General features: G+C 67.9%; 17 protein-coding genes. 7 read left to right on the forward strand and 10 right to left on the reverse strand.

What is annotated here, in order from left to right:
- From ABZ319_RS34760 to ABZ319_RS34775, 4 genes are all read right to left on the reverse strand, one after another.
- A partial coding sequence (locus ABZ319_RS34760) for a glycosyltransferase (protein WP_354990802.1) occupies window positions 1–796 on the reverse strand: 796 nt, incomplete at its 3' end.
- Between the two features lie 26 nt (window positions 797–822).
- Entirely contained in the window at window positions 823–2,067 is a 1,245-nt protein-coding gene (locus ABZ319_RS34765; protein WP_354990803.1) for a polysaccharide pyruvyl transferase family protein, read from the reverse strand.
- A gap of 119 nt (window positions 2,068–2,186) precedes the next feature.
- A complete protein-coding gene (locus ABZ319_RS34770) occupies window positions 2,187–3,338 on the reverse strand; it encodes a serine hydrolase domain-containing protein (RefSeq protein ID WP_354990804.1) in 1,152 nt (383 codons plus the stop codon).
- Window positions 3,339–3,415: 77 nt separating this feature from the next.
- Window positions 3,416–5,332, reverse strand: coding sequence for a protein kinase (locus tag ABZ319_RS34775; RefSeq protein ID WP_354990805.1), 1,917 nt, complete (start codon window positions 5,330–5,332; stop codon window positions 3,416–3,418).
- Window positions 5,333–5,438: 106 nt separating this feature from the next.
- Here ABZ319_RS34775 and ABZ319_RS34780 point away from each other — a divergent pair, with 106 nt between their 5' ends.
- The 3 genes from ABZ319_RS34780 (at window position 5,439) to ABZ319_RS34790 (ending at window position 9,136) form a co-directional block, all read left to right on the forward strand.
- Window positions 5,439–6,641 carry a hypothetical protein gene (locus ABZ319_RS34780; RefSeq protein ID WP_354990806.1) on the forward strand — a complete coding sequence of 401 codons (1,203 nt, stop codon included), beginning with the start codon at window positions 5,439–5,441 and terminating at the stop codon, window positions 6,639–6,641.
- A gap of 187 nt (window positions 6,642–6,828) precedes the next feature.
- Complete coding sequence (locus ABZ319_RS34785; RefSeq protein ID WP_354990807.1) at window positions 6,829–8,160, forward strand: glutamate-1-semialdehyde 2,1-aminomutase; 1,332 nt, start codon at window positions 6,829–6,831, stop codon at window positions 8,158–8,160.
- A 121-nt stretch (window positions 8,161–8,281) separates the two neighbouring features.
- The gene (locus ABZ319_RS34790; protein WP_354990808.1) at window positions 8,282–9,136 is read left to right on the forward strand and encodes an amidohydrolase family protein; all 855 of its coding nucleotides are present in this window, start codon (window positions 8,282–8,284) and stop codon (window positions 9,134–9,136) included.
- Here ABZ319_RS34790 and ABZ319_RS34795 read toward each other — a convergent pair.
- Window positions 9,133–9,633 carry an isoprenylcysteine carboxylmethyltransferase family protein gene (locus tag ABZ319_RS34795; RefSeq protein ID WP_354990809.1) on the reverse strand — a complete coding sequence of 167 codons (501 nt, stop codon included), beginning with the start codon at window positions 9,631–9,633 and terminating at the stop codon, window positions 9,133–9,135. The genes ABZ319_RS34790 and ABZ319_RS34795 overlap by 4 nt on opposite strands.
- A gap of 22 nt (window positions 9,634–9,655) precedes the next feature.
- Window positions 9,656–10,207, reverse strand: coding sequence for a Uma2 family endonuclease (locus ABZ319_RS34800; RefSeq protein ID WP_354990810.1), 552 nt, complete (start codon window positions 10,205–10,207; stop codon window positions 9,656–9,658).
- Between the two features lie 445 nt (window positions 10,208–10,652).
- Between ABZ319_RS34800 and ABZ319_RS34805 the strand changes: the two genes are divergently transcribed.
- Window positions 10,653–12,698: an SDR family oxidoreductase gene (locus ABZ319_RS34805; RefSeq protein WP_354990811.1), complete on the forward strand. Its 2,046-nt coding sequence runs from the start codon at window positions 10,653–10,655 to the stop codon at window positions 12,696–12,698.
- 156 nt (window positions 12,699–12,854) lie between these two features.
- On the opposite strand, the gene ABZ319_RS34810 is transcribed toward ABZ319_RS34805, so the two are convergent.
- Entirely contained in the window at window positions 12,855–13,466 is a 612-nt protein-coding gene (locus ABZ319_RS34810; RefSeq protein ID WP_354990812.1) for a cutinase family protein, read from the reverse strand.
- A gap of 307 nt (window positions 13,467–13,773) precedes the next feature.
- Between ABZ319_RS34810 and ABZ319_RS34815 the strand changes: the two genes are divergently transcribed.
- The gene (locus ABZ319_RS34815) at window positions 13,774–15,174 is read left to right on the forward strand and encodes a wax ester/triacylglycerol synthase family O-acyltransferase (protein ID WP_354990813.1); all 1,401 of its coding nucleotides are present in this window, start codon (window positions 13,774–13,776) and stop codon (window positions 15,172–15,174) included.
- Between the two features lie 11 nt (window positions 15,175–15,185).
- Here the strand turns inward: ABZ319_RS34815 and ABZ319_RS34820 are convergent, their stop codons facing one another.
- Both ABZ319_RS34820 and ABZ319_RS34825 read right to left on the reverse strand, forming a co-directional pair.
- A complete protein-coding gene (locus ABZ319_RS34820; RefSeq protein WP_354990814.1) occupies window positions 15,186–16,028 on the reverse strand; it encodes an alpha/beta fold hydrolase in 843 nt (280 codons plus the stop codon).
- 173 nt (window positions 16,029–16,201) lie between these two features.
- Window positions 16,202–17,113 carry an expansin EXLX1 family cellulose-binding protein gene (locus ABZ319_RS34825; RefSeq protein WP_354990815.1) on the reverse strand — a complete coding sequence of 304 codons (912 nt, stop codon included), beginning with the start codon at window positions 17,111–17,113 and terminating at the stop codon, window positions 16,202–16,204.
- 209 nt (window positions 17,114–17,322) lie between these two features.
- On the opposite strand from ABZ319_RS34825, the gene ABZ319_RS34830 reads away from it, so the two are divergent.
- Complete coding sequence (locus ABZ319_RS34830; RefSeq protein ID WP_354990816.1) at window positions 17,323–18,183, forward strand: cyclopropane mycolic acid synthase family methyltransferase; 861 nt, start codon at window positions 17,323–17,325, stop codon at window positions 18,181–18,183.
- A gap of 91 nt (window positions 18,184–18,274) precedes the next feature.
- Complete coding sequence (locus tag ABZ319_RS34835) at window positions 18,275–19,456, forward strand: erythromycin esterase family protein (RefSeq protein ID WP_354990817.1); 1,182 nt, start codon at window positions 18,275–18,277, stop codon at window positions 19,454–19,456.
- Between the two features lie 766 nt (window positions 19,457–20,222).
- Here ABZ319_RS34835 and ABZ319_RS34840 read toward each other — a convergent pair.
- The coding region (locus tag ABZ319_RS34840; protein WP_354990818.1) for a DUF222 domain-containing protein at window positions 20,223–21,578 on the reverse strand (1,356 nt) is incomplete at its 5' end.

Raw genomic sequence — 21,578 nt, forward strand, 5'->3', positions numbered from 1 at the left:
GGCGCGAGCGCGCCGCCCGGAGCCGCAGCCGTTCCACCGCGGAGCGAGCCAGGCGCAGATCACCGCCCAATACGATGGCGCGCCCGAGCAATTCGGGATACTCCGCACCCATTCGATGATGGAAACGCAGCGCCTCGCCCAGTTCGCCCAAGCCGGAGGCCGGCGGCGTGGCGGCGCGGGCCGCCAGGTTCTCCGCCATCCCGAAGAAACGGCCGAAGGCGCACACCCGGGCGAACAGGTCCACATCGACCGCGGCGAGCAGATCACCGCGGAAGCCGCCGACGCGGTCGAAGTCCCGGCGCCGGAAGACCGCCGCCGCCGTGGGCCCGAAATCGGCCGCACCGCGCCAGACCAGGGTCCGCAGCAGCGCCCGGGAATCACACGGCCCCAGCAGATTCGACAGCCCCAGATCCGCCCGTTCGATCCGGCCGCCGGCGGCGAGCCGCCGATACCGGGCGGCGCACACCGCGATGCCGTTGTCACCCATGAGTTCACGCTGTTTGTCCAGCGCCCCGGGCAGCAGCAGCTCGCCCGGGCGCACCACTTTCACCAGGCGGCCGGTGGACAGCCACACCGCCTTGTTCCAGTTCTCACCGGCGGGCAGCACCTCGGTATTGCGCACCACACGCAGTCGCGGATCGTCGAAGGCGCTCGCGATGTCGGCGGTCTCGTCGTGACCGGTGTTGTCCAGGACCACCACCTCGATCTCGGTGTCCTGGTCCACAATCGAGCGTAGCGTCGCCGCCAGGCCGGGTCCGGCATCGTGCACCGGAACACACACCGACAGGATGGCCAAGTTTCCCCCTGAGCACTCGCGCGGATTCAGTTGGACCGGCTCGCGGACCGCACCCGCACGAGTTGGCAGACGCGCTCCAAACCCGTTCGGGCATCGTCGATCTGCTCGACAGCGCGTTGCTGCAGCGTATCGCGCAGCTCGGGCGCCGCCTCCCACAGCTCCCGGACCGCGTTCGCCAGCCCAGATTCGAGGTCTTCGGCGTCGAGATGCACCACGCGCAACCCGGTACCGAACATATCGGCCAATCCACTGAACTTGTCGTCGTAGTGCCGAGAGGCCGTTACAGCGACCGCCGGAATACCTTGCGACAGTGCGAAAACCGCGGGGTGGAAGGCGCCGGTGACCAGCACGCGGCAGCGGGCAACACAGCGCGCCAGGCTTTCGGCCGTTCCGGCTCTGTTGTCGATCGGGCGCACCGGCCCGAGCGTGCTGACCCGCACGGCGGCGTCCAGGGCGGTGCGCGCGGCGCCGGACACGGTCGCGCACAGACCCAGTTCCCCGCCGATCTCGGGGCGGCGCAGCCGATATCCGAATTCCACCGCGTCGTCGCCGGTGACCAGGACGCGTTCGGCGGGCACGCCCAGTTCGGCGAGCAGCGGCGGGCCGAAGAGCCGATCACGCACCCCGATGAAGTCCACACCCGGCAGCACTTCGGCGGCCCGGCGCAGCAACTCCGGATCCCGCATGGGCCCCAGGCCCTGACCGAGCATGGCGGTCGGAATGCCCAGGCGCTGCGCGTGTTCGAGCAGATTGAGGGTGCGGTGGGCCTGGTAGCGATCCGCGTCGGCCAGGTACTGCCCGCCCTGGGCGATCACCAGCGAGGATTCGGCCACGGCCGCCGGCACCGGCGGCAGCGGCGGCATTCCGGCCACCTCGGGCGCGCTGCCGGTGCGGGCGAGCACCTCCGTGCGCACCCGGGCGCGCACCTCGCGCAGGGTGCCCAGCGGCGCGTCGGTGACGTGCCGCCATCGCCGCACCGCGGGCCCGGTGACCCGGGCGCCCGCCAGTTGATCGAGCTGACCGATGAAACCGCTTCTGCCCCAGTGCCCGCCACCCCCGGCGGGAATCGGCTCGGCCTGCGGCAGCACCGCGCGCAGCAGGTGCGGCTCATCGGTGAGCATGCCGATGCGGGCCCGGCTCCAGCGCTCGCGCAGGCGCTCCACCGTCATGGCCATCAGGGCCAGATCGCCCCGATTACGTAGTGCGTACTCGCCATTGTCGACCAGTACTCGAATTTCCCCGGCACCGTCCCCCGCGCCAGAAGTCCCCACACTCGTCCTTCCGAAGTTCCGGCGTCGCGCCGGTAATTCCCCGCGAAATCTAACCCACGCCGGGAGGTTCGCGCTACACCGAGGCGGGGGTCAGCGCTATGCCGCGCCCGGGGATCGCGCTATACCGAGCAGAGCGCGGTATCAACCACCTCGTCCAGATCGACGCCGGCGGTGCGCGCGGCGAGAATATCGGGAATCTGATTCATACTCACCGTGATCGAGCGATCCGCGGTCGCGCCGCCGTATACGAAGGTGCCGTGCATGGTGCCCCCGTGCCCCCAGACCTGAAGACCACATGAGGTGACCCAGCCGAACAGACCGAGCCCGAATTCCTCCTGCCTCCGCAGATCTCCGCTGGGAACCGTACGCTGCATCTCGGCGAGCTCGGCCGGCCCGAGGACCTGCCCGGACAGCAGCGCCATGAAGAAGCGGTTCAGATCCGCTCCGGTGGAGACCATCACGCCGTCGGGCAGCCCCCACCCGGCGTCGATATCGGTGACATCGACTCGCGCGTCGCCGAATTGGTGATAGGCGCGCGCGTGCGGTCCGCGCAGCACCTGTTCCACCGGCGCGAGCGGCCAGTAGGTGTCGTTCAGGCCCTGCGGCAGCAGGATGCGCCGGGTCACTTCGACACCCACCGGCACGCCGGTCACGCGGTGCACGAGTTCGCCCGCGAGCAGGTAGTTGGTATTGGAATACTGTGCGCGCGAACCCGGTTCGAACTCCGCGGGCCGGGCCAGGCCGAGGCCGATCAATTCGCCCGGCGGGCGGGCCCGGCGCAGCGCGTCCACCGATTCCAGGTTCAGCTCGCTCAGATAGTCCGGAATTCCGCTGGTGTGCTGCAGCAGATTCCGGACCGTGATGACGGTGCCGTCCCCGCCGGGACCGCGCACCTCCCCCGGCATATACCGTTCCAGTGGTTCGTCCAGCGCTATGCGGCCCTCGCCCGCCAATTGCAGCACGACCGCGGCGACGAAAACCTTGGTATTACTGGCGATTCGCACCTGGGCATCGTCCGGGAATCCCGCACCCGTGCCGAGATCGCCCACCCCGCCGGTGATCCGGAACTCACCGCCGCGCTCGGTGAACACCAGCTGCGCGCCCGGGACGTCACTGCCGCGCACGGTGTCATCGAGCAGCACCCGCAACCGCTCCTGGATCGAACCCGGTTGGGCGGCGCTGATTCCCGTGCCCGTCGCGATCGTCAGCACCGCCGCGGCGCACACGCCGGTCAGCGCGCGGGCCATCGATGATCCGGTACGGGCTCGCATAGGTCCTCCAGGGCACGGGACCGGCGGGGCACCGGCCAGCAGGGCATACGCGCGAGCCCCGGACCGGGTTCGAGCGCTCAGGCGGGGAACAGCGGGCTGACCCACTTACTGCACAGCCAGCGCCCGTCCACGTAATCCATGGACATGGTGATGGTCTGCTGTTCGGTGGTATCGGGCTTGCCCTGCGTCGAGTTGACCAGGGTCATCTCGGCGGTGAGCTCATAATGCGTGGAATTGCCGGAGGTGATCGCGCATTTCGCGTCGGTGCCGCGGGTGTGTTCCGAATCCGCCTCCAGCAGCAGCCGAATCGCGGGCAGCAGCTGGCCCGCCTGGGTCTTCCAGGTTCCGGTGGCTCCGGCCAGCACCTTGCGCTGCCACCCGTCGCCATCGCCGTAGTCGTAGGTGTTCATCAGCAGCCCGTAATCGCAGGCCGCCGCGATGGCCGCGGCCCGGCTCGGATCGGTGACCGCGGGCCCGCCGTCGCCGGCCGCGGTGGTCGAGGTGATCGCGGTGTCGCTGCCGCCGATCCGCAGCCGCAGGGTGCCGGTGCCCAGCCCCACCCCGACGCCCGCGGCGAGCACCAGGACCGCGATCAGCGCGACGAGCAGCCACCTGCGGCGGCGACCGCGCGGTGCGGAGTTTTCCTGCGCTGCTGTGGAACCGGGCGAGCCGTGAACGGTCGGCACACCACCCTGGTCGACGGACGCCGGGCCGCGGCGATCCCCGCCGGACGCGAGATACGGCACACCGCTGCCGTGCTGGGCGCTGTTGTACTGAGCGCTGCCGTGCGCGCTGCTGCTGGGGGCGCTCCCGTGCGGGGTGCTCCCGCGCGGAGCTGTGCCGTGCGCGCCGCTCCCATGCCCGGCGCTGCCGTGCGGGACACCGGTTGGTGGTGTTCCGGTCGACGGTGTTCCTGTCCGCGGTCGATCGGCGTACCGCGTCGGCTCGAAGCCGGTGCGCGTCGGTCCGGTCGGCATCGGCCGGGGCCCGGTTGCACCCGGACGCCCGCCCGCGCCGCCCGGCCCGGGGCGGAACGGGCCGGACCCGCCCATCCCCGGCTGCGTGGGTCCCGGTGCGCCGGAGCCGGTTCGGGTGGTGCCGAAGCCCGGATGCGCACCGCCGGTCGCACGGTCCGGCCCGTCGTAGACCCGCACGGGTTCGGCCAGGGCGCGGGCGGCGGCCCGGGCCAGCTCCCCGCAGCTGCCGTAGCGCCGATCCCGGTCCTTGGCCATGGCCCGCGCGATGACCTCGTCGAACGCCATGGACAGGCCCGGGTTTCGATGACTCGGCCGCGGAATCTCGCCGTTGAGATGCCCGTTCACCAGTTGCGCGGTGCTCGCCCCCGGGTACGGCAACCCGCCGGTGAGCATGTGGAACAGCGTGCAGCCCAGGGCGTAGACGTCCGCGCGGTGATCCATGTCCGCGCGCAGCTCGAACTGTTCGGGCGCGGCGTACTGGAAGCTGGCGTACATCTCCCCGGTGCGGGTGAGCTGGCTGGTCTGGTCCAGCGCCTTGGCGATGCCGAAGTCCGCCAGGAACACCCGCTGTTCCGGCCCCCAGGCCAGCAGGATGTTGGCCGGCTTCACATCGCGGTGCAGCACGCCCGCGCGATGCGCGTGATCCAGCGCCGCGGCGGTCTCACCGAGAATCCGCACGGCGTGATCGGGCCGCAGCGGCCCTTCGGCCAGTGCGGCCGCCACATCGGTGCCCTCGATGTACTGCATGGCCATCCACAGCCGGTCCTGCTCCCGCCCGCGCGCGTAGACCGCGACGATGTTGGGATGCGCCAGCCGGGCGGCGGTATCGGCCTCCCGCAGGAACCGCGCGCGCACTTCGGGATTGTCGGCCACGGCGGGATTCAGCAGCTTCAGCGCGACCTGCCGGGGCAGGTCCCGGTCCCTGGCGAGATAGACCTCCCCCATGCCGCCGACACCCAGCAGTCGTTCGATCAGATAGCCCGCGAATGACTGCCCCGGCGCGAGTGTCCTGGCCAAATCCCCACTACCTCCGACTACCGCCTACTGCCGACCACGGTAACGCACAATTGGGTGGACAGCGGTCCCCGGTCGCAGCGTGGGACCGAGCGGAATCGAGGTCACCATGCCGCGTACGTCACGTCGCACATTCCCGCCCCTGTCCCGATATCTGCTGGCCGTAGCTCTCGCCGGGCTCACCGCCTGCGGCGTCGCCGGTCATCCGGTCCCCGCCGAGCTCGACGTCCGCACCCTGGATACGGGCGCGTACCCGGTGGATCGCTATCGCTACGACCAGGACGCGCGCGACAACGGCTCACTGCTCGAGGGCATGCGCATGTCCGGGGCGGTGCCGATCGGACCCGCGATCGACGCGACGCTGACCTCGGGTCGCGGCGGCCGCGTGGTGCTGGACGCCGCCGACGCCGAATCCGGCTTCCTGGCTTCGGATTCGGCAGCGGTGCTCGAACGCCAGGAGCTGATCACCGGCTACGCGGCGGGCAGCGCCGACGCCGCCGATCCGGCCGGGTCCGAGCGGCCCGCCGCCACCACGACCTCGGTCACCGTTCTGCTGCTGCGCTTTCCCAGCGCCGCGGCCGCAAAGCTCGCCGCCCGCGAACTGGAGGACGTCGACTTCGCCGTCGCCGCGGACCAGAACAGGCGGCTGAATCTGACCGCCTTCCCCGACGCCTTCATCCACTGGCGGCCCGGCGTGGCGAACGTCGGAACCTTCATGGCGCACGGGGATTTCGTCATATCACTGCTGGTGCAGCGGCCGCGCGCCGATGGCGCCGACCTCACCGAATGGGTGCGCAAGACACTCGACGCCCAGGTCCGACTGCTGGACTCCTTCGCACCGACCCCGGCGGAGGACATCGCGGAGCTGAAGGTGGATCCGGACAACCTGCTGGCGCGGGTGGTCACGGCCCATCGCGGTTCGCGCACCCCCGACCCCGACTCCTTCGCCGTCTACTCCCCCGTTGCCTTCCTGCACAATTCGGCCGACCAATCCCGCACCGAGCGCCTGTTCACCGACACCGGCGCGGACCGCCTGGCCATCGTGGACGACGGCTCCCTGGTGCGCGCACGCGACGGCGGCGCGGCGATCAACCTGCTCACCGGACTCACCGGGGTCATCGGCGCGGCGTTCGTCCCCGCCGCCGCCCCCGAGGAACTGCCGGGCGCGAGCTGCTTCCACCGCACCACCGATGATCTGTACCGGTGCTACGTCGCCTACAAACGCTATGTCGCCATCGTCAATTCGGACTCGCACGAGGATGCCCGGCAGAAGGTGAGCGCCCAGTACGCACTCATCGCGAACGCGCTCTGAGCCACCGGGAGCGCAGGCGGATGTTGCTCCGCGGTAGCGCGCCCACCTGGGTGAAGTGACTTACACTTGCGCCGCAGGGGCATTGGGGGGCGCCGGGCCGGTGGGATGGCACGGCGCTCGATCGCGGCGATCACATCCGCCGTCGATCCTTCTTCGGACAACCGTGCCCGCAGGAGGGACGTTCGGCATGCGTGATTTCACCCGCAGCAATGCGATTCAGGCCGCGCTGCACGATGTGGTGCCGGGCGGGGCGCACACCTACGCCCGGGGTTCGGATCAGTACCCCGAGCAGATGGCGCCGATCCTGGTGCGCGGCGCCGGGGCACGGGTGTGGGATTGCGACGGGAACGAGTACGTCGAGTACGGCATGGGCCTGCGCTCGGTCACCCTGGGGCACGGATACGCGCCGGTGGTCGAGGCGGTCGCGCGCGCGGTCGCCGACGGGGTGAGCTTCTCCCGCCCCACCGAACTCGAACTGCTTGCCGCACAGGACTTCCTGGAACTGGTGCCCGGCGCGGACATGGTGAAGTTCGCCAAGAACGGCTCGGATGCCACCACCGCCGCGGTGCGGCTCGCGCGGGCGGCCACCGGCCGCCACACCGTGGCCGTATGCGATCAGCCGTTCTTCTCGGTGGACGACTGGTTCATCGGCTCCACGCCCATGAACGCGGGCATTCCGCGGACCCGCACGGTGCGGTTCCGATTCAACGATCTGGTGTCGCTGGCCGACGCGCTCGAAGGCCACCGGGTCGCGTGCGTGGTCATGGAACAGGCCACCGCGCTCGCAGAACCGGCGCCCGGCTTCCTCGAAGGCGTTCGGGCGCTGTGCGATCGGCACGGCGCGCTGCTGATCTTCGACGAGATGATCACCGGCTTCCGCTGGGCCGCCGGTGGCGCACAGGCGGTGTACGGGGTGCGGCCGGATCTGTCCTGCTGGGGCAAGGCCATGGGCAACGGCTTCCCGCTCGCCGCCCTGGCCGGTAAGCGCGAATTCATGGAACTGGGCGGGCTGCGCACCGACGCCGACCGCGTGTTCCTGCTCTCCACCACGCACGGCCCGGAAACCGGTGCGCTGGCGGCGTTCCGGGCGGTCGTGCACGCCTACCGGACCGAGGATCCGGTAGGCCGGATGGAAGCCGCGGGCCGCGAACTGAGCGCCGGGGTCAACGCCGTCGCGGCCGGCCTCGGCATCGGCGAGCACCTGTCGGTGACCGGCCGCCCCTCGTGCGCGGTGTTTCGCACCGCGGACGCGAACGGCGTTCCCGCCCAGTCATATCGGACATTGTTCCTACAGGAACTGCTCGAACGCGGCGTGCTGGGGCAGTCGTTCGTCACCTCGGCCGCGCACACCGCCGCCGACATCGAGCTGACCGTCGAGGCCGCCCGCGACGCGGCCGCCGTCTACCGCACAGCGCTCGAACAGGGCAGCGTGCACGGCCTGCTGCGCGGCCGGCCGGTCGCCCCGGCGCTGCGCGCGCGAGCCGAGCCGCGCCGGCTGGCCGACCGCGTCGCGGACTGAACACCCGCCACGAACCGAATCCGCCTCATTCGAGCCAATTCCCGGCGATTGGCGCAGATGTGTCGCAATTCCAGCGCTGACCGACTATTCATGGATTGCGTACCGATGAGGAGAAGCCACGATGCCCACCCACCCCGTCGTAGACGCCCACCTGCACCTGCGGGACGCCACCCGGCCGTGGTATCCCGGCGCGGCCGAATCCGCCACCGCCACCGGCACATCCGGGGCGATCGAGAGCTTCCTGCTCGCCGACTACGAGCGGGCGGCCGGCGAGCTCGAGATCGCCGGGCTGGTGCACGTCTCGGCCGCCACCGCCCCGCACGCCTACCTCGCCGAGACCCGCTGGATCGAGACGCTCGCCGCCGCCGACGCGCGGCCGGTGGCGCTGCTCGGCGGCATCGATCCCGCGCTGTCCGCGCCCGAACTCGTGGATCACCTGGAGCAGCAGGCACGCAGCGTGGCGTTCCGCGGCATCCGCGTTCCGCGCGGGCTGGCCCCGAACACCGCGGCCGCCGAGACCGTCGCCGCCTGGCTCCAGGACCGCGACGCCGTCCTGGATCTGGCCGCCCGGCCCGAAGAGATGCTGGACTGGATCGACTTCCTGGCCGGCTATCCCGCACTGCGGGTGGTGCTCGAACACCTCGGCTCGCCGCAGGGCGTGGACGCCGAAGCCAAGGCGGTCTGGCACAACGCGCTGTCGCTGGCCGCCAAGGAGACCCCGTGGCTGTGCAAGCTCTCCGGGCTCGGCGCGATCTGCCCGCACCCGAGCCGGTCGGGACTCGAGTACTGGCTCGAGAGCGGCGTACAGCTCTGGGGCTGGCGGCGGCTCATGTTCGCCTCCGAGCTGCCCGCGCCCGGCGGCGCCCACCCGGAACTGCTCGCCATCGTCGATGGCCTGGTCGCCGGTGACGCCACCGATCAGGAGGCGGGCTACTTCTACGCGGGCAACGCCGCCGACGCCTATCGCCTGGGCTAGGGCTGCCAGGGCGTGCGGCGCGGAATCCAGGCGGGAACGCCCGCGCGATAGCGGTCGTAGTCCGCGCCGAAGCGCCGATGCAGGGCGGGCTCCTCGTAGAACCGGACGAACAACGCCTGGACCGCCGCCACCAGGACCCCGTACCAGAGCACGTGACTGTTCCCGAACAGGAACGCCTGCCCGATGATCAACAGCACCACCGACAGGTACATGGGATTGCGCACGAACCGGTTCGGGCCGCCGAGTACCAGTTGCTCGGTCGGGGCGATCGGCGCGGGCGTGCCCCGCCCGTCGGTGGCGAACCGGTAGACAGCGGCGAGCAGCACCGGCAGACCGGCGAAGATGAGCAGCACCCCGATCAACTGCAACACGCCCTCGGGATGCAGATCGTGTTCGATGCGCCAGCGGCTGATCAGAAACGGGACGAGGCCCGCGACGGTGCCGGGCACCACCACCGTGAACAACAGGCTGCCCCAGCGGGCACGCGCTGACTGCATGGATTCGCCGATCGTCGCCGGGTCAGGAGGCGGGCAGTTCCGATACGCGGCGGCTGCCGGTCAGTTTGTATTCTGCGCCGACCAGTTCGTACATGCTGATGTATCCGTCCATGTCCTCGGCCGCCGTGTCGCCCCGCACGATCCAGTAGTTGGGAATGCCGAGGGCGGCGTAGACGCGCAGCTTGTCGATCGCCTCGCGCACCTGGGCGTCCTGCGAGACGGCCTCGATGACGGCGAAGATCTGGGCCGGATCGTGCGTGGTGCTGTGCTTGTCCGGTCTGTGGCCGGGGCGGAACACCACGCCGTCGGCCACGAAGTTGTGCTGCCCGGTATCGCCACGGGCGAAGCCGCTGTCGGCCACGTATTGATCACTGGCGCTCTCGTACCCGAACCGGCGCCAGAACTCGAGGACATCGATCACGGACCGGGAGTACCAGAACGTGACGGGCATACGGGTCAGCTCCAATCTGCCGGATCTCAGTTCCCAGGCCCACCCGCGCGGCAGGCCCGGCAGCGAGTCGAATTCGGCGCGGGTGCGCACCCCGGACGGCGGTAGGTCGAGCTGGTGAATCACCGACTTCCTCCTGCGAATCCGACATCGACACAGACGGGGAAAACATATCCGCAGATCGACGCTCGGGACGCTCACCAGCGAATTCGCACGCTCGGCGTGGCGATTCGGACATACAGCGAATACCAGGCATTCGCGTGACGGGGCACACAGATCGATCCGGCGCCGGGTTCCGAATTATCAACTGATTCCGCCGGTTACATCAAACTCGTTGTCACACACAACAACTCGAATTACACCGTGGTGACCATTCCCACAGGGCCGGAAAGCCCGTTTTGGTTGAGGGGGCATTTGCGGGTCGGTAAAGTTACCCACCAGTTAGGCACGATGGTGTTCCTACCTCGGCCCGGCTTTCTGCTAAGGGGCCAACCCTTTTCTTCTCGTCCACATCCACCGACGCATGTCGGACGAACAACGTTGCGCACCAACAAGTTCGTTAGGAGGGACGATGGTTTCCTACATCGTCACGGGCGGTACCGGTTTCCTGGGCCGCCGGGTGGTCGCGAGCCTGCTCGAGCGGGACCCGCAGGCCGTGGTGCACGCCCTGGTCCGCGAGGCGTCGGTCGCCAAGCTGCGGGAGATGGCCGAGAGCTGGGGCGCGCCGGATCGCGTCTTCCCGCTGGTCGGCGACCTCACCGCGCCGGGCCTGGGCCTGCCGGTCGACGCCGACGGCAACCGCGAGCTCCCGCGCGCCGACCACGTGGTGCATCTGGGCGCGATCTACGACATGACCGCCGACGAGGACGCCACCTACGCGGCCAACGTCGCGGGCACCCGCGCGGTCATCGAACTGACCACCGAACTCGGCGCGGTCCTGCACCACGTCTCCTCGGTCGCGGTCGCCGGCGATCACAAGGGCAAATTCTTCGAGGACGACTTCGACCTCGGGCAGAACCTGAACTCCCCGTACCACCGCACCAAGTTCGAGGCCGAGAAGCTGGTCCGCGAGAGCCGCGAGCTGCGCTGGCGCGTGTACCGCCCGGCCATCGTGGTCGGCGATTCCCGCACGGGCGAGATGGACAAGATCGACGGTCCGTACTACTTCTTCGCCGCCATCGACGGGCTCGCGGCGCTGCCGTCCGAGCTCCCGGTGCCCATCCCGGACCTGGGCTCGACCAATATCGTTCCGGTGGACTACGTCTGCGCGGCGATGGTCGAACTCATCACCAAGCCCGGACTCATCGGCCGCACCTTCCACCTGACCAACCCCGAACCGCAGCCGTTCGGCGACATCTACGCCGCCCTGGCCCGCGCCGCGGGCGCGCCCACCGGCATCGGCACCGTGCCCGGCAGCCACGGCGCCCTGCACGCACTCGGCGCCATTCCCGGCGTGCCCGTCCTGCGGGATCTAGTGCTGGAGCGCTTGGGAATTCCCGCCGAGGTGGCCCCGCACACCGCCTTCGAATCGGTGTTCTCCTCCGACTTCACCCGGGCGCAGTTGCGCGGCACCGGCATCGAGGTGCCCGCCTTCGCCGACTACGCCGACAAGCTCTGGTCGTACTGGCGCGCCAACCTCGATCCCGACCGCGCGCGCCGCCACGACGGCGATCCGCTGACGGGCCGCATCGTCCTGGTCACGGGCGCGTCCTCGGGCATCGGCCTGGCCACCGCGCACGCCGTCGCCGCGCGCGGCGCGACCGTGCTCATGGTGGCGCGCACCCCCGAGGACATCGAGGCCGCGGCCGCGCAGGTGCGCGACCGCAGCGGTGCGGCCCAGGCGTACGTTTGCGACATCACCGATGAGAAGTCGGTGGAGCTGCTGGTCAAGCAGGTGCTCGCCGACCACGGGCACGTCGACTACGCGGTGAACAACGCGGGCCGCTCCATCCGGCGTTCGGTGCTCAACTCCACCGATCGCATGCACGATTTCGAGCGGACCATGGCGGTCAACTACTTCGGCGCGGTCCGGCTCATCCTGGCGCTGCTACCGTCCATGCGCGAACGCCGCTTCGGGCACTTCGTCAACATCTCCTCCATCGCCGTGCAGACCAAGGTGCCGCGATTCGCGGCCTACGTCGCGAGCAAATCGGCGCTGGACAACTTCAGCGAGATCGCCGCGGTCGAGAACGCCGACGCCGGAATCACTTTCACCTCGGTCCGCATGCCGCTGGTCCGCACCGCGATGATCGCCCCGACCGATCTGTACCGCTCGATTCCGGTGCACTCGCCCGAGCAGGCGGCGGACCTGGTGGTGCGGGCGCTCGAACACCGTCCCAGCCGAATCGACACCCCCATCGGGACTTTCGCGCAACTCGTCGACACCGTCATGCCGTCGGTGAAGCGCGCCATCCTGCACCAGGGCTTCCGGATGTTCGGCGAGTCCAAGGCCGCCGCCGCCCCCGTCGCGGGACTCACGACCGGCGACTCGAACGCCGAGACCGAACCCGCCGGCCGCAGTCCGCTGCTGGCGCTCGCGCCGATCGTGCAGCCGCTCATGGGCCTGTCCGGCGGGGCCGCGCGCTTCACCAACGCTGTCCCCGGCCTGCACTGGTAGGCCCGAACCGGCCGGACCACACACCCGCACACAGCGATTCGGCCCGGCGGGACTGTTCCCACCGGGCCGAATCATCGGAGGCCGGACCGGAAATGGCAGGCGGGGCTTCAGGTACGAGCACCTGGAATCTCCCGAGATTCGGGCCCGCCCCGATGCCTATATCCGGTCAGCGGCGAAGTTCGCCGCGGCGACGAAGCTGCCGCCGTAGCTCACGTGCGCGGCCGCGTTGACGCCCGCACCGCAAATGGGATCCCCACCGGTGCACCAGCTTCCGGTACGACCGGCATACCAGCCGGGCACACTCTGACCAGCGGCCTGCATCGCGTCACCGAAGAGCAGAATGGCCGCAACGCGATCACCCAGCTCGCCGGGCAGCTGCACCCGGCCGGGGTACCAGCTCACCGCACCGGTGCCCAGCGCCGCGTGCACCACGGCCGCACCCTGCGAGTAGCCGACGAGCACGAAACGCTGATCCGGGCACGCCGCCGCCTGAGCGGCCAAGTGCCCCACCAGATTCGCGCTCCCCGCGCCGATGTTGAAGCTGTAGTCCGCCGGATACGCGACGGGGTACGCACTCATCGACACCGGCAGCCGATCCTGCAGCATGCCGTAGAGCTGATTGCCCACCACGTCTCCGAGCCAGCCGGGTTCGCCCGTGCCCCGCGCCACCACGACGTCCACATCCGCGCACCAGTTCGCGTGCGCCTGCGGAGCCGGGTAGTAGAAGAGACTCACCACCATCAGCATGGCGGCGAAAACCCAAGCCATTCGCCAATTTACAGCCAGCAGAACCTTTCGGTCGCCCATTGTTCTCACCCTCTCACGCCGTTGTGAGAGGCCGAGTGACTCTTGTCAGTGACAAGTGACACTTCACCCGGCCATGTGACCCAAGGTACGGACGCCGATAGCGGCGGCAACGAGTTCTACTGGAGAGATACCCAATTGGGGCCGATTTGTATCATCATGAAACTTGTTATCTACAAGCTACTTTGAGGCAACGAAAGCGCATCGAACCGGCGCGGCGCGGTACCGCAATCGGCACGCAAGCAGGAACCAGTTCTCATAGTGTGTTGGTATGGAACGACTTACCGGGCTCGATGCGAGCTTCCTCTATCTCGAAACAGACACCCAACTCCTGCACGTGTGCGCACTGCTCATAGTCGACCCCGCCGCCGACGGCGTGGACTTCGACTTCGAGACCTTCAAGGCCGAACTGGGCAACCGGCTGCACCTCATCCCCGCCATGACGCGCCGCCTGCACACGGTGCCGTTCAACCTCGATCACCCGGTGTGGGCCGCGGATCCGGACTTCGATCTCGGATACCACGTCCGCCGCGTCGAACTGCCCGAGGGCGGCGGGCGCCGGGAATTGGCGGACATCACCGCGGAGATCGCGGGGCAGCCGCTGGACCGGCGGCGACCACTGTGGGAGATGTGGGTGGTGCAGGGCCTGCCGAACGGCAGGGCCGCCATCGTGTCCAAATACCACCACGCCATCGTCGACGGCATCACCGGCACCAACATGATGATGCACCTGTGCGATATCGAGCCGGGCGTCTCGCACACCCCGCCCGCCGAAACCCCGGCCGCCGAAGCCGAACCCGGTGATGTGCGGCTCGCCGTCGACGCCCTGGTCCACCTGCCCGGCAAACTCGGACTGGTCGGGCTGGTGCCCAAGACGGTCGGCATCCTCGGCGATCTGGTGCAGCGCCGGCGCTCGGGCAGCGGCCGCGGCATGCCCCTGCCCTTCACCGCACCGCGCACGCCCTTCAATCGAGCTATCACACCGCATCGCTCGGTGTCCTTCGTGCAGTCGGACCTCGCGGATATCAAGGAGATAAAGACGGCCTTCGAGGTCAAGGTCAACGACGTGGTGCTGGCTGTGGTCGGCGGCGCACTGCGCGAGTACCTCGAATCGCACGGGGAACTGCCCGAAACCTCGCTCATCGCCTCGGTTCCGGTTTCCACGCACGACACCTCACGGCACGAGGAGGGCACGAACAAGGTATCCACCATCTTCGCGCGACTGCACTCCGACCTCGCGGATCCGGTCGCCCGCCTGCTGGCCATCGCCGAGGACAATCGGGGCGCCAAGGAGGAGCACAGCATGATCGGTGCGGACTTCCTGCAGGATTGGGCGAAGTACGCTCCGCCCAACACTTTTCAACTCGCCGCGCGAGCGTACTCCTCGTTCAAACTCGCCGAGCATCACCCGGTCGTGCACAACCTGGTGATCTCGAACGTGCCAGGGCCGAACTTCCCCATGTACTTCCTCGGCGTGCGCGTCGCCTCGATGTATCCATTCGGGCCGGTATTCCACGGCGCGGGGCTCACCTCGACCGTGATCTCCAACAACGGCAACCTCGACTTCGGCTTCATCGCGTGCGAGGAACTGGTCCCCGACGTGGAGCAGATCGCCGACGCCGTCCCCGAGGTGATCACCGCGCTGCTCAAGGCAGCCCGCGAAAAGCACTGACCCCTAACGGGTCAACGCCGCTCCGCAACCGCTAGACAGGCCTCGAGGAAAATCGGGACAAAGACGTCCGCCTCGAGTGCGCAGGCCGCATGACCGGCCTTGGCGAGGAATATCTCCGCTCCCGGAATCAATTTCGCCATCTCCAGCTGCCGATGGACCGGCAGCGCCCGATCGCGCGTGGTGATCACCACCGCCGTGGGCACCTTCAGACTTCCCAGCCACTCCGAGGCATCGAAACGTCCCAGTACCGCCAGCGCCTGGGCCAGCGCCCAGCCACTCGTACTGCGCATCTCGGACATGGCCCAGCGATCCACTCGGCCCACCGGCCACGACGACTCCGGCAGCACCGGCATCTTGTCGCGATGCAATTCGGCTCTGCGCATGGACATCTCGGCCAGCGACGCGGCCACCACACCCCAGCCGCGATGGAAAGCGCGCTCGCGGCGCGTCTCCTGGAAGCGGTACGTGGTCGCCGCCAGTACCAGTCCGCCCACCTTGTCCGGATGCCGGTGCGCGGCGAGCTGAGCGATGATCCCGCCCATCGAATAGCCGGCCAGAATCGGGCGATCCAGGCCCAGCACCTCCCCCACCGCGACCGCGTCATCGGCGAGATCGTCCAGATCGAAACGCTCCGAGCGAATTCCGTGTCCGTGCCACCGCTGATCGAACAGCACCACCCGGAAGTGCTCGTTCAACTCACGCAGCGACGGGAACCAGTTCAGCATGGCGGTGGTCGCCATGCCGTGCAGCAGCAGCACGCTCGGCGAATCCGCGGCGGGGCCGGGCAGATCCACCACGTAGGTGCTGCCGCGGCCCGGCAGCTCGACCATGGAACCAGCGGGGACCTCGGTCAATGTCGAGATACGAGCGGACAGTCGACGACCCCGGCGACGTCCTTCCCGTGGCGTTTGCGTGGAGCTGGAATTCGTCATCGAAAGCCTCCCGGCGTGCGGCACCATCAGGCGGAAATGAAACACGTTCCACTCGATGATGCCACACGAATCCGGGTATGTCGGAGCGTGCCTCGTCACGAATCGCAGTGCTCGGTGCCCGCGATCACAGTGGTGACCACGACCGGTTGCGGCCGCGTGGTGACGGGAGCCGCGGGCTCCGGATCGGGAATGTCGTAGAGCCGAATTCCGGTGTAGCGCAACTGCCCGGACGCGATCGTGACATCCGGTACCAGTACCTGATTGCCGTAGGCATCGGTGATCGCGGCGGTGAACGGACCCGCACCCGCACCCGAGACGGACCAGTAATTGTCATAGCCGCGGCGCAGCGGAATCCACTCCCCGCCGGTATTGCGCAGCAGCGCGACCTGACCGATCGGATTGCCACCGCCGGAGAACAGCAGCCCCAGCCAATCCCGCGACGAGCCCTGCTGAACGCGGTAGTAGAGCTCGGGAGCCGGATTCGGATCGCGCACGCGATTGATGCGCACCTTCGCCACGCCATCGTGCGGATCAGCGATCTCCTCGAAAGCCGCACGGCTCAAATCGTATTGGTGCGGCGCACAGCCCGGACAGCGATCCACCACCTGCGCGCGGACACTGCCGAGCGGACCGTCTATGTCGACGTAGGAACCGCACGGCGCCGAACCGTCGTACTCATCGGTCGAGACGCCCACGTAGTAGCCGTCCAGCGGCAGATCCGGCAGCGAGCAGGCCACGCCGGTATCGAACGCGTAGAAACGCGCCTCCCCGAACGTCGGATCCGGCTGCGCCGGGAGTGTGGGCGGTGAAAGTGACTGCGTGGTAGCAGCTTCGGATGTACTCGGCGCGGGCAGAGTGACCACGGTAGTGGTCGGCGCGGCCGTACGGCAGCTGACCGGCTGCGGGCGCATGACCCAGGTCGCCGTTCCCACCACCACGATTGCCGCGAGCGCCGTCCACAGCCACGGCCTCCCGTTCCGGACCTCTTCGAGCCCTGTGCGGTGCATGGCCGTTCCCCAACCTCCGAATGATGCCAAACATTGTTTGCTGCAACGAAGCTGAATCCACTTCAGGAAAGCAGCCACGCCGAGAGCGGGTGGTCGAATCAGAAACTCGGTCTGAAAATCCCGGTGTGTCGCCGGTGTGTCATGGATCTAGAACGAGAGCGAGCAGAGCTGCGTATCCCCTGGTGACCACCTACCCAGGAGCACCCCTCATGCCCGAGCTCGCGCCGTTCTACCAGCAGGTGCAATCGCACTACGATCTCTCCGACGACTTCTACGCGCTATTCCTCGATCCCTCGATGACCTACAGCTGCGCGTACTTCACCGACGAGCACATGACGCTCGAGCAGGCGCAAGCCGCCAAAATCGATCTGGCACTGGGCAAACTGCGATTGCAGCCGGGCATGACACTGCTCGACATCGGCTGCGGATGGGGCGCGACGATGATCCGCGCGGCCCAGCACTACGGCGTGCGCGTAGTGGGACTCACGCTGAGCCGCAATCAGCACCGGCACGTGCAACAGCGCATCGACGCACTGGGACTCGCACGCGTGGCCGAAGTCCGGCTGCAGGGGTGGGAGGAGTACCGGGGCGAAGCCGATCGCATCGTGAGCATCGGCGCGTTCGAGCACTTCCGCAAGGAGCGCTACCCGGAATTCTTCCAGCGCTGCCGGGACACGACACCGGCCGACGGGCGAGTATTGCTGCACAGCATCATCGGCCGCACTCTCGCTGAACTGCGCACCCGCGACATCCCCGTCACGCGCGCGGACGCCCTCTTCCACATCTTCGTCAAGCGCGAGATCTTCCCCGGCGGACAGCTGCCGCAGCCGGACACCATCCCGGCACTGGCCGAGAGCACCGGATTCCATGTCCAGCGCATCCATTCACTGCAACCGCACTACGCCGAAACCCTGGATCGCTGGGCACAGGCACTGCGCAACAATCGCGATCGCGCGATAGCGCTGACCTCGGAAGAGGTCTACGCGCGATACCTGAAGTATCTCGACGGGTGCGCGCATTACTTCCGAGCCGGGCACCTCGACGTCATGCAGTTCACGCTGGTGAAGTAGCGCACCCCCGCACCGCGAATGCCAGGAATTCGCGTGCGGCGGATCACAGGGGCTTTACCTCAACATTTGTTGAGGGTGCACAGTGGCAATCATGAGCGCGACCACCCCACCGGCAACGCCGGCCACCGGCCCGAACCTGACCGATCTGCTATCCGGTGCGCAGCCTCTCGATGCGGCAGCCCTGCACACCATCGCGGATACACTCGCCACGGCCACCGTGGTCGGCATCGGCGATGCCACTCGTTTCGCACACGAATCCTTCATCGCCCGCGATCTCATCTCTCGAATATTGTTCGCGGATCACGGTTTCCGCGGATTGGTTATCCAGGACAGCGGCGATGTCGCCGACGAACTCGACGCCTTCGTGCGCACCGGCACGGGCAACGGAGCGGATGCCCTGGCCAATGCCTGGGGTCCCTGGCGATCAATGGAAATGGCAGCGGCACTGGAGTGGATCCGCGACTTCAACCGCAGCCACGCGGACAATCCCATTCGCATCCTGAGTATCCGGCCACCGCAAGCGCAGTCGGCCGACTACGACGCCATCCTGACCGCGGTGCAGGAGTACGCGCCGAGCGAACTACCCGCGCTGAACGCCCACTTCACCCCCATCCGCACCGCGCACACGGTGGACGAACATGTGCAGCGCGCCAAGGGTTTCCATCCGGGACGGCCCTTCGCCGAGCACGCTCGAGACGCAGCCACTCTGCTGCGTGCCATTCCCGAACTGCCGGCCGATATCAGCGGCCACATGCAATTGATCGTCGACTTCCACGAGAACAGCGTCGCGGGGCGCGGCTCATTCGCTTCGGACGAGGGTGCACTGGCCGCACACCTCATCGCGAAGCAGACCGCGACGGGACTGCGATTGATATTCTGGGACGGCATCGCGCATGTTTCCGCTGCGCCAACGTCTTTCGGAGACACGGACGAGGGCCATGACACCGTCGGCAGCGTTCTGCGCGAGCACTACGGGGCCGGATACTCGGCTATCGCCTTCGGATTTCATCACGGTGATCTGGGGATCACCCGTGTTCCCGCACCGCCTTCGGATTTCCTCGATGCCGTGCTGGGGAGTGTTCCGCTTGCTGCGCACTGGATCGATCTGCGGCCTTATCCCGCGTTGACGGGGGCGACGAAGCTTCGTGTCATCAGCGGTGTTTATGACGCTGATCGGGATGATGAGGCTTATGTTCGAGTGTCGTCGTTGCGGAGTGGGTTCGATGTGGTTGTTCATGTTCATGAGCCGACTGCGCTGAGCTGGTTGTCTTGAGGTGGAGGTGGGGGTGGTCGAGTCCGTGGCCTACGTAGCCGAGTGGGGTGGTGTCGTTGCGTTCCAGCGGGGTTCGGGAGAGCAGGGTAAAGCAGGCTCCGGGGTTGAGTTGGGCGGCGTACCCGGCTTTCGCTGCCGCGGGGTGCGTAGTCATTCGCGCGTACCGAGGGGAAGACTTTCGGGGGCACCTTTGAGGTTGACCGGCTCGGTGATTATCGGAGCGGTGGGAGCATGGTTGCGTTGACAGACGACTGGATAGCGAGAACCAGCGTTGTCACCTTCGGGAGTGAAGCTGCGGTGGGGTGCCCTACCGCAGGAAGAGCAGCCTGGATAACGGAGTAGCAGCGTGGCCCGGTTCGGAGCCTCGACGGCGGTACCAGCCCTACCGGGCCGATAAACGGAATCCACCACCGGTGGGGGTACAAGCAAGCCTCGAATCGACTACCGCTCACCACAATCACCCTCTCAGGCAGTACCAGCATTCAGCGATGACGGATCTTTGTCTGTAGGTCTCGAGAAGGTTCCCACAGCCATCCAGCCCCGCTGGAAGGACGAATAGGCTCTCAACCGGGGAGCCTAAGTCGGGTACGGCAGGCGACATGACCAGCACTGCCGCGTTGTTCGTGCTTGTCCTCCCGAACCCCGCTGGAAGGCGCACGGTGCCTGTGGGTCTGGGCTACGTCGGCCACTGGAGTGAACACCGATGCCGCTCTTGGCTCTTGGGGTGTGGCTCTGGGCTTTGGGTTTTCGGCTGTAGGGCTGCGCTTTAGCAGAGTCGCCGCGCCGGAATACCCGGCACACCCGAAGGACTCGGCACACGCGGATGATGACGGAAATTCACCCGAGGTCTGCGAGCGGGATCAATATGCGGGGGCGGTATCCACCCTGTCTTGCCCGGATGCTCCGAATCGGGCGGCATCACGATCGTTTTCCAGCCGTTCGGACCAGAGTTGATCTGCGCGTGGCAGGCATCGCACGCAAACGTCAGATTCTCGATGTCGGTTTCGCCGCCATCAGCCCACTCCTTGATGTGATGCACCGCGGAACGGGTGGCGGGGGCGTCGCATCCGGGACGGGTGCACCCGCGCTCGACCGCGGTGAGCGCCAGGCGCTGCTCTACCGATGCCAGGCGTTGACCACGGGACAGGTGCAGGGGACGGCCGTTGGCATCCACGATCACCAGGTACGGGGTGGACCGCGCGGCCAACGTGATCGCTTCGGTGATCGAGAGCGTGCCACCGGTGTTCGTGGTAGCCAGCCCGGTACGCTGCTCGAGATCGGTCAACCGCATGGTGACCACAGTCGAGACCGGCAGCCCACGGTGATACCCAAGCTTGGTGGGCCCCATATCGGGCTGCAGGAACCGCAGCAACGCATCGTGATTGCGCTGGGCTTCACTACGGTGATCACGCTTGGCAGCAGCCCGCAACACCGCACGCGCGGCGACGGTGGCAGCATCGGCGTCACTGTCGTCGGTTTCGGTTTCGGTGTCGATCCCGAGTTGCGCGGTCGTGTGCGGGCTCTCGGGATCATCAGGGTTGCACATGCCGGGCCGCGCGAACTTGGCGAACATCGGCAGGAACACCGCACCCAACTCCGGGGTCAGCAAACCCGAAATAGGGAACATCCCATCCGCGCGCTGGCGCCCGATGCAGATCCCGCGCATCCGCTGCCGGTCCTTGTCCGCGGTCAACACCCCATCCGGATCGGCATAGGCCAGGACCCGGACACCGAGTTGAGTCACCCCTTTGGGGTCACCGAGGCGCGCGAAGTCGGTCAGGGAGCGTTCAGCGAGTTCCTTCAATGTCGGTTCCACGCTGGCAGGGATCCGGTCCAGGACCTTCACGATCGCCTGCACATGATCGGCGGAAATCTCTCCCGCGCGCTGCGCGGCAGCGATATGCGGGAACACCGGCGGCCGCTGGAACGACCCTTCGGACACCGTGGACAGCCGGTCCGCGTTCCGCACTCGGGCAGCCGCGTCGAAATGGGAGATCCGGAGGGTCTGTTGCAGGAACACCATCAGGCTCTTCACTCCGGCCTGCGTGTTCAACCCCCGCACACCGCATTCGAGGACGAAGCGTTGCTTCACCGCTTCGAGCATGCGGAAACTGGTCTCGAG

It is taken from the genome of Nocardia sp. NPDC005978, from assembly GCF_040614455.1.
Taxonomy (GTDB): Bacteria; Actinomycetota; Actinomycetes; order Mycobacteriales; family Mycobacteriaceae; genus Nocardia.

What these genes read in the sequence shown, in the direction of transcription:
- ABZ319_RS34830 (WP_354990816.1), top strand. Translation starts at nt 17,323, where the DNA reads ATGCCCGAGCTCGCGCCGTTCTACCAGCAGGTGCAATCGCACTACGAT.
- ABZ319_RS34835 (WP_354990817.1), top strand. Translation starts at nt 18,275, where the DNA reads ATGAGCGCGACCACCCCACCGGCAACGCCGGCCACCGGCCCGAACCTG.
- ABZ319_RS34785 (WP_354990807.1), top strand. Translation starts at nt 6,829, where the DNA reads ATGCGTGATTTCACCCGCAGCAATGCGATTCAGGCCGCGCTGCACGAT.
- ABZ319_RS34810 (WP_354990812.1), bottom strand. Translation starts at nt 13,466, where the DNA reads ATGGCTTGGGTTTTCGCCGCCATGCTGATGGTGGTGAGTCTCTTCTAC.
- ABZ319_RS34815 (WP_354990813.1), top strand. Translation starts at nt 13,774, where the DNA reads ATGGAACGACTTACCGGGCTCGATGCGAGCTTCCTCTATCTCGAAACA.
- ABZ319_RS34825 (WP_354990815.1), bottom strand. Translation starts at nt 17,113, where the DNA reads ATGCACCGCACAGGGCTCGAAGAGGTCCGGAACGGGAGGCCGTGGCTG.
- ABZ319_RS34780 (WP_354990806.1), top strand. Translation starts at nt 5,439, where the DNA reads ATGCCGCGTACGTCACGTCGCACATTCCCGCCCCTGTCCCGATATCTG.
- ABZ319_RS34805 (WP_354990811.1), top strand. Translation starts at nt 10,653, where the DNA reads ATGGTTTCCTACATCGTCACGGGCGGTACCGGTTTCCTGGGCCGCCGG.
- ABZ319_RS34795 (WP_354990809.1), bottom strand. Translation starts at nt 9,633, where the DNA reads ATGCAGTCAGCGCGTGCCCGCTGGGGCAGCCTGTTGTTCACGGTGGTG.
- ABZ319_RS34770 (WP_354990804.1), bottom strand. Translation starts at nt 3,338, where the DNA reads ATGCGAGCCCGTACCGGATCATCGATGGCCCGCGCGCTGACCGGCGTG.
- ABZ319_RS34790 (WP_354990808.1), top strand. Translation starts at nt 8,282, where the DNA reads ATGCCCACCCACCCCGTCGTAGACGCCCACCTGCACCTGCGGGACGCC.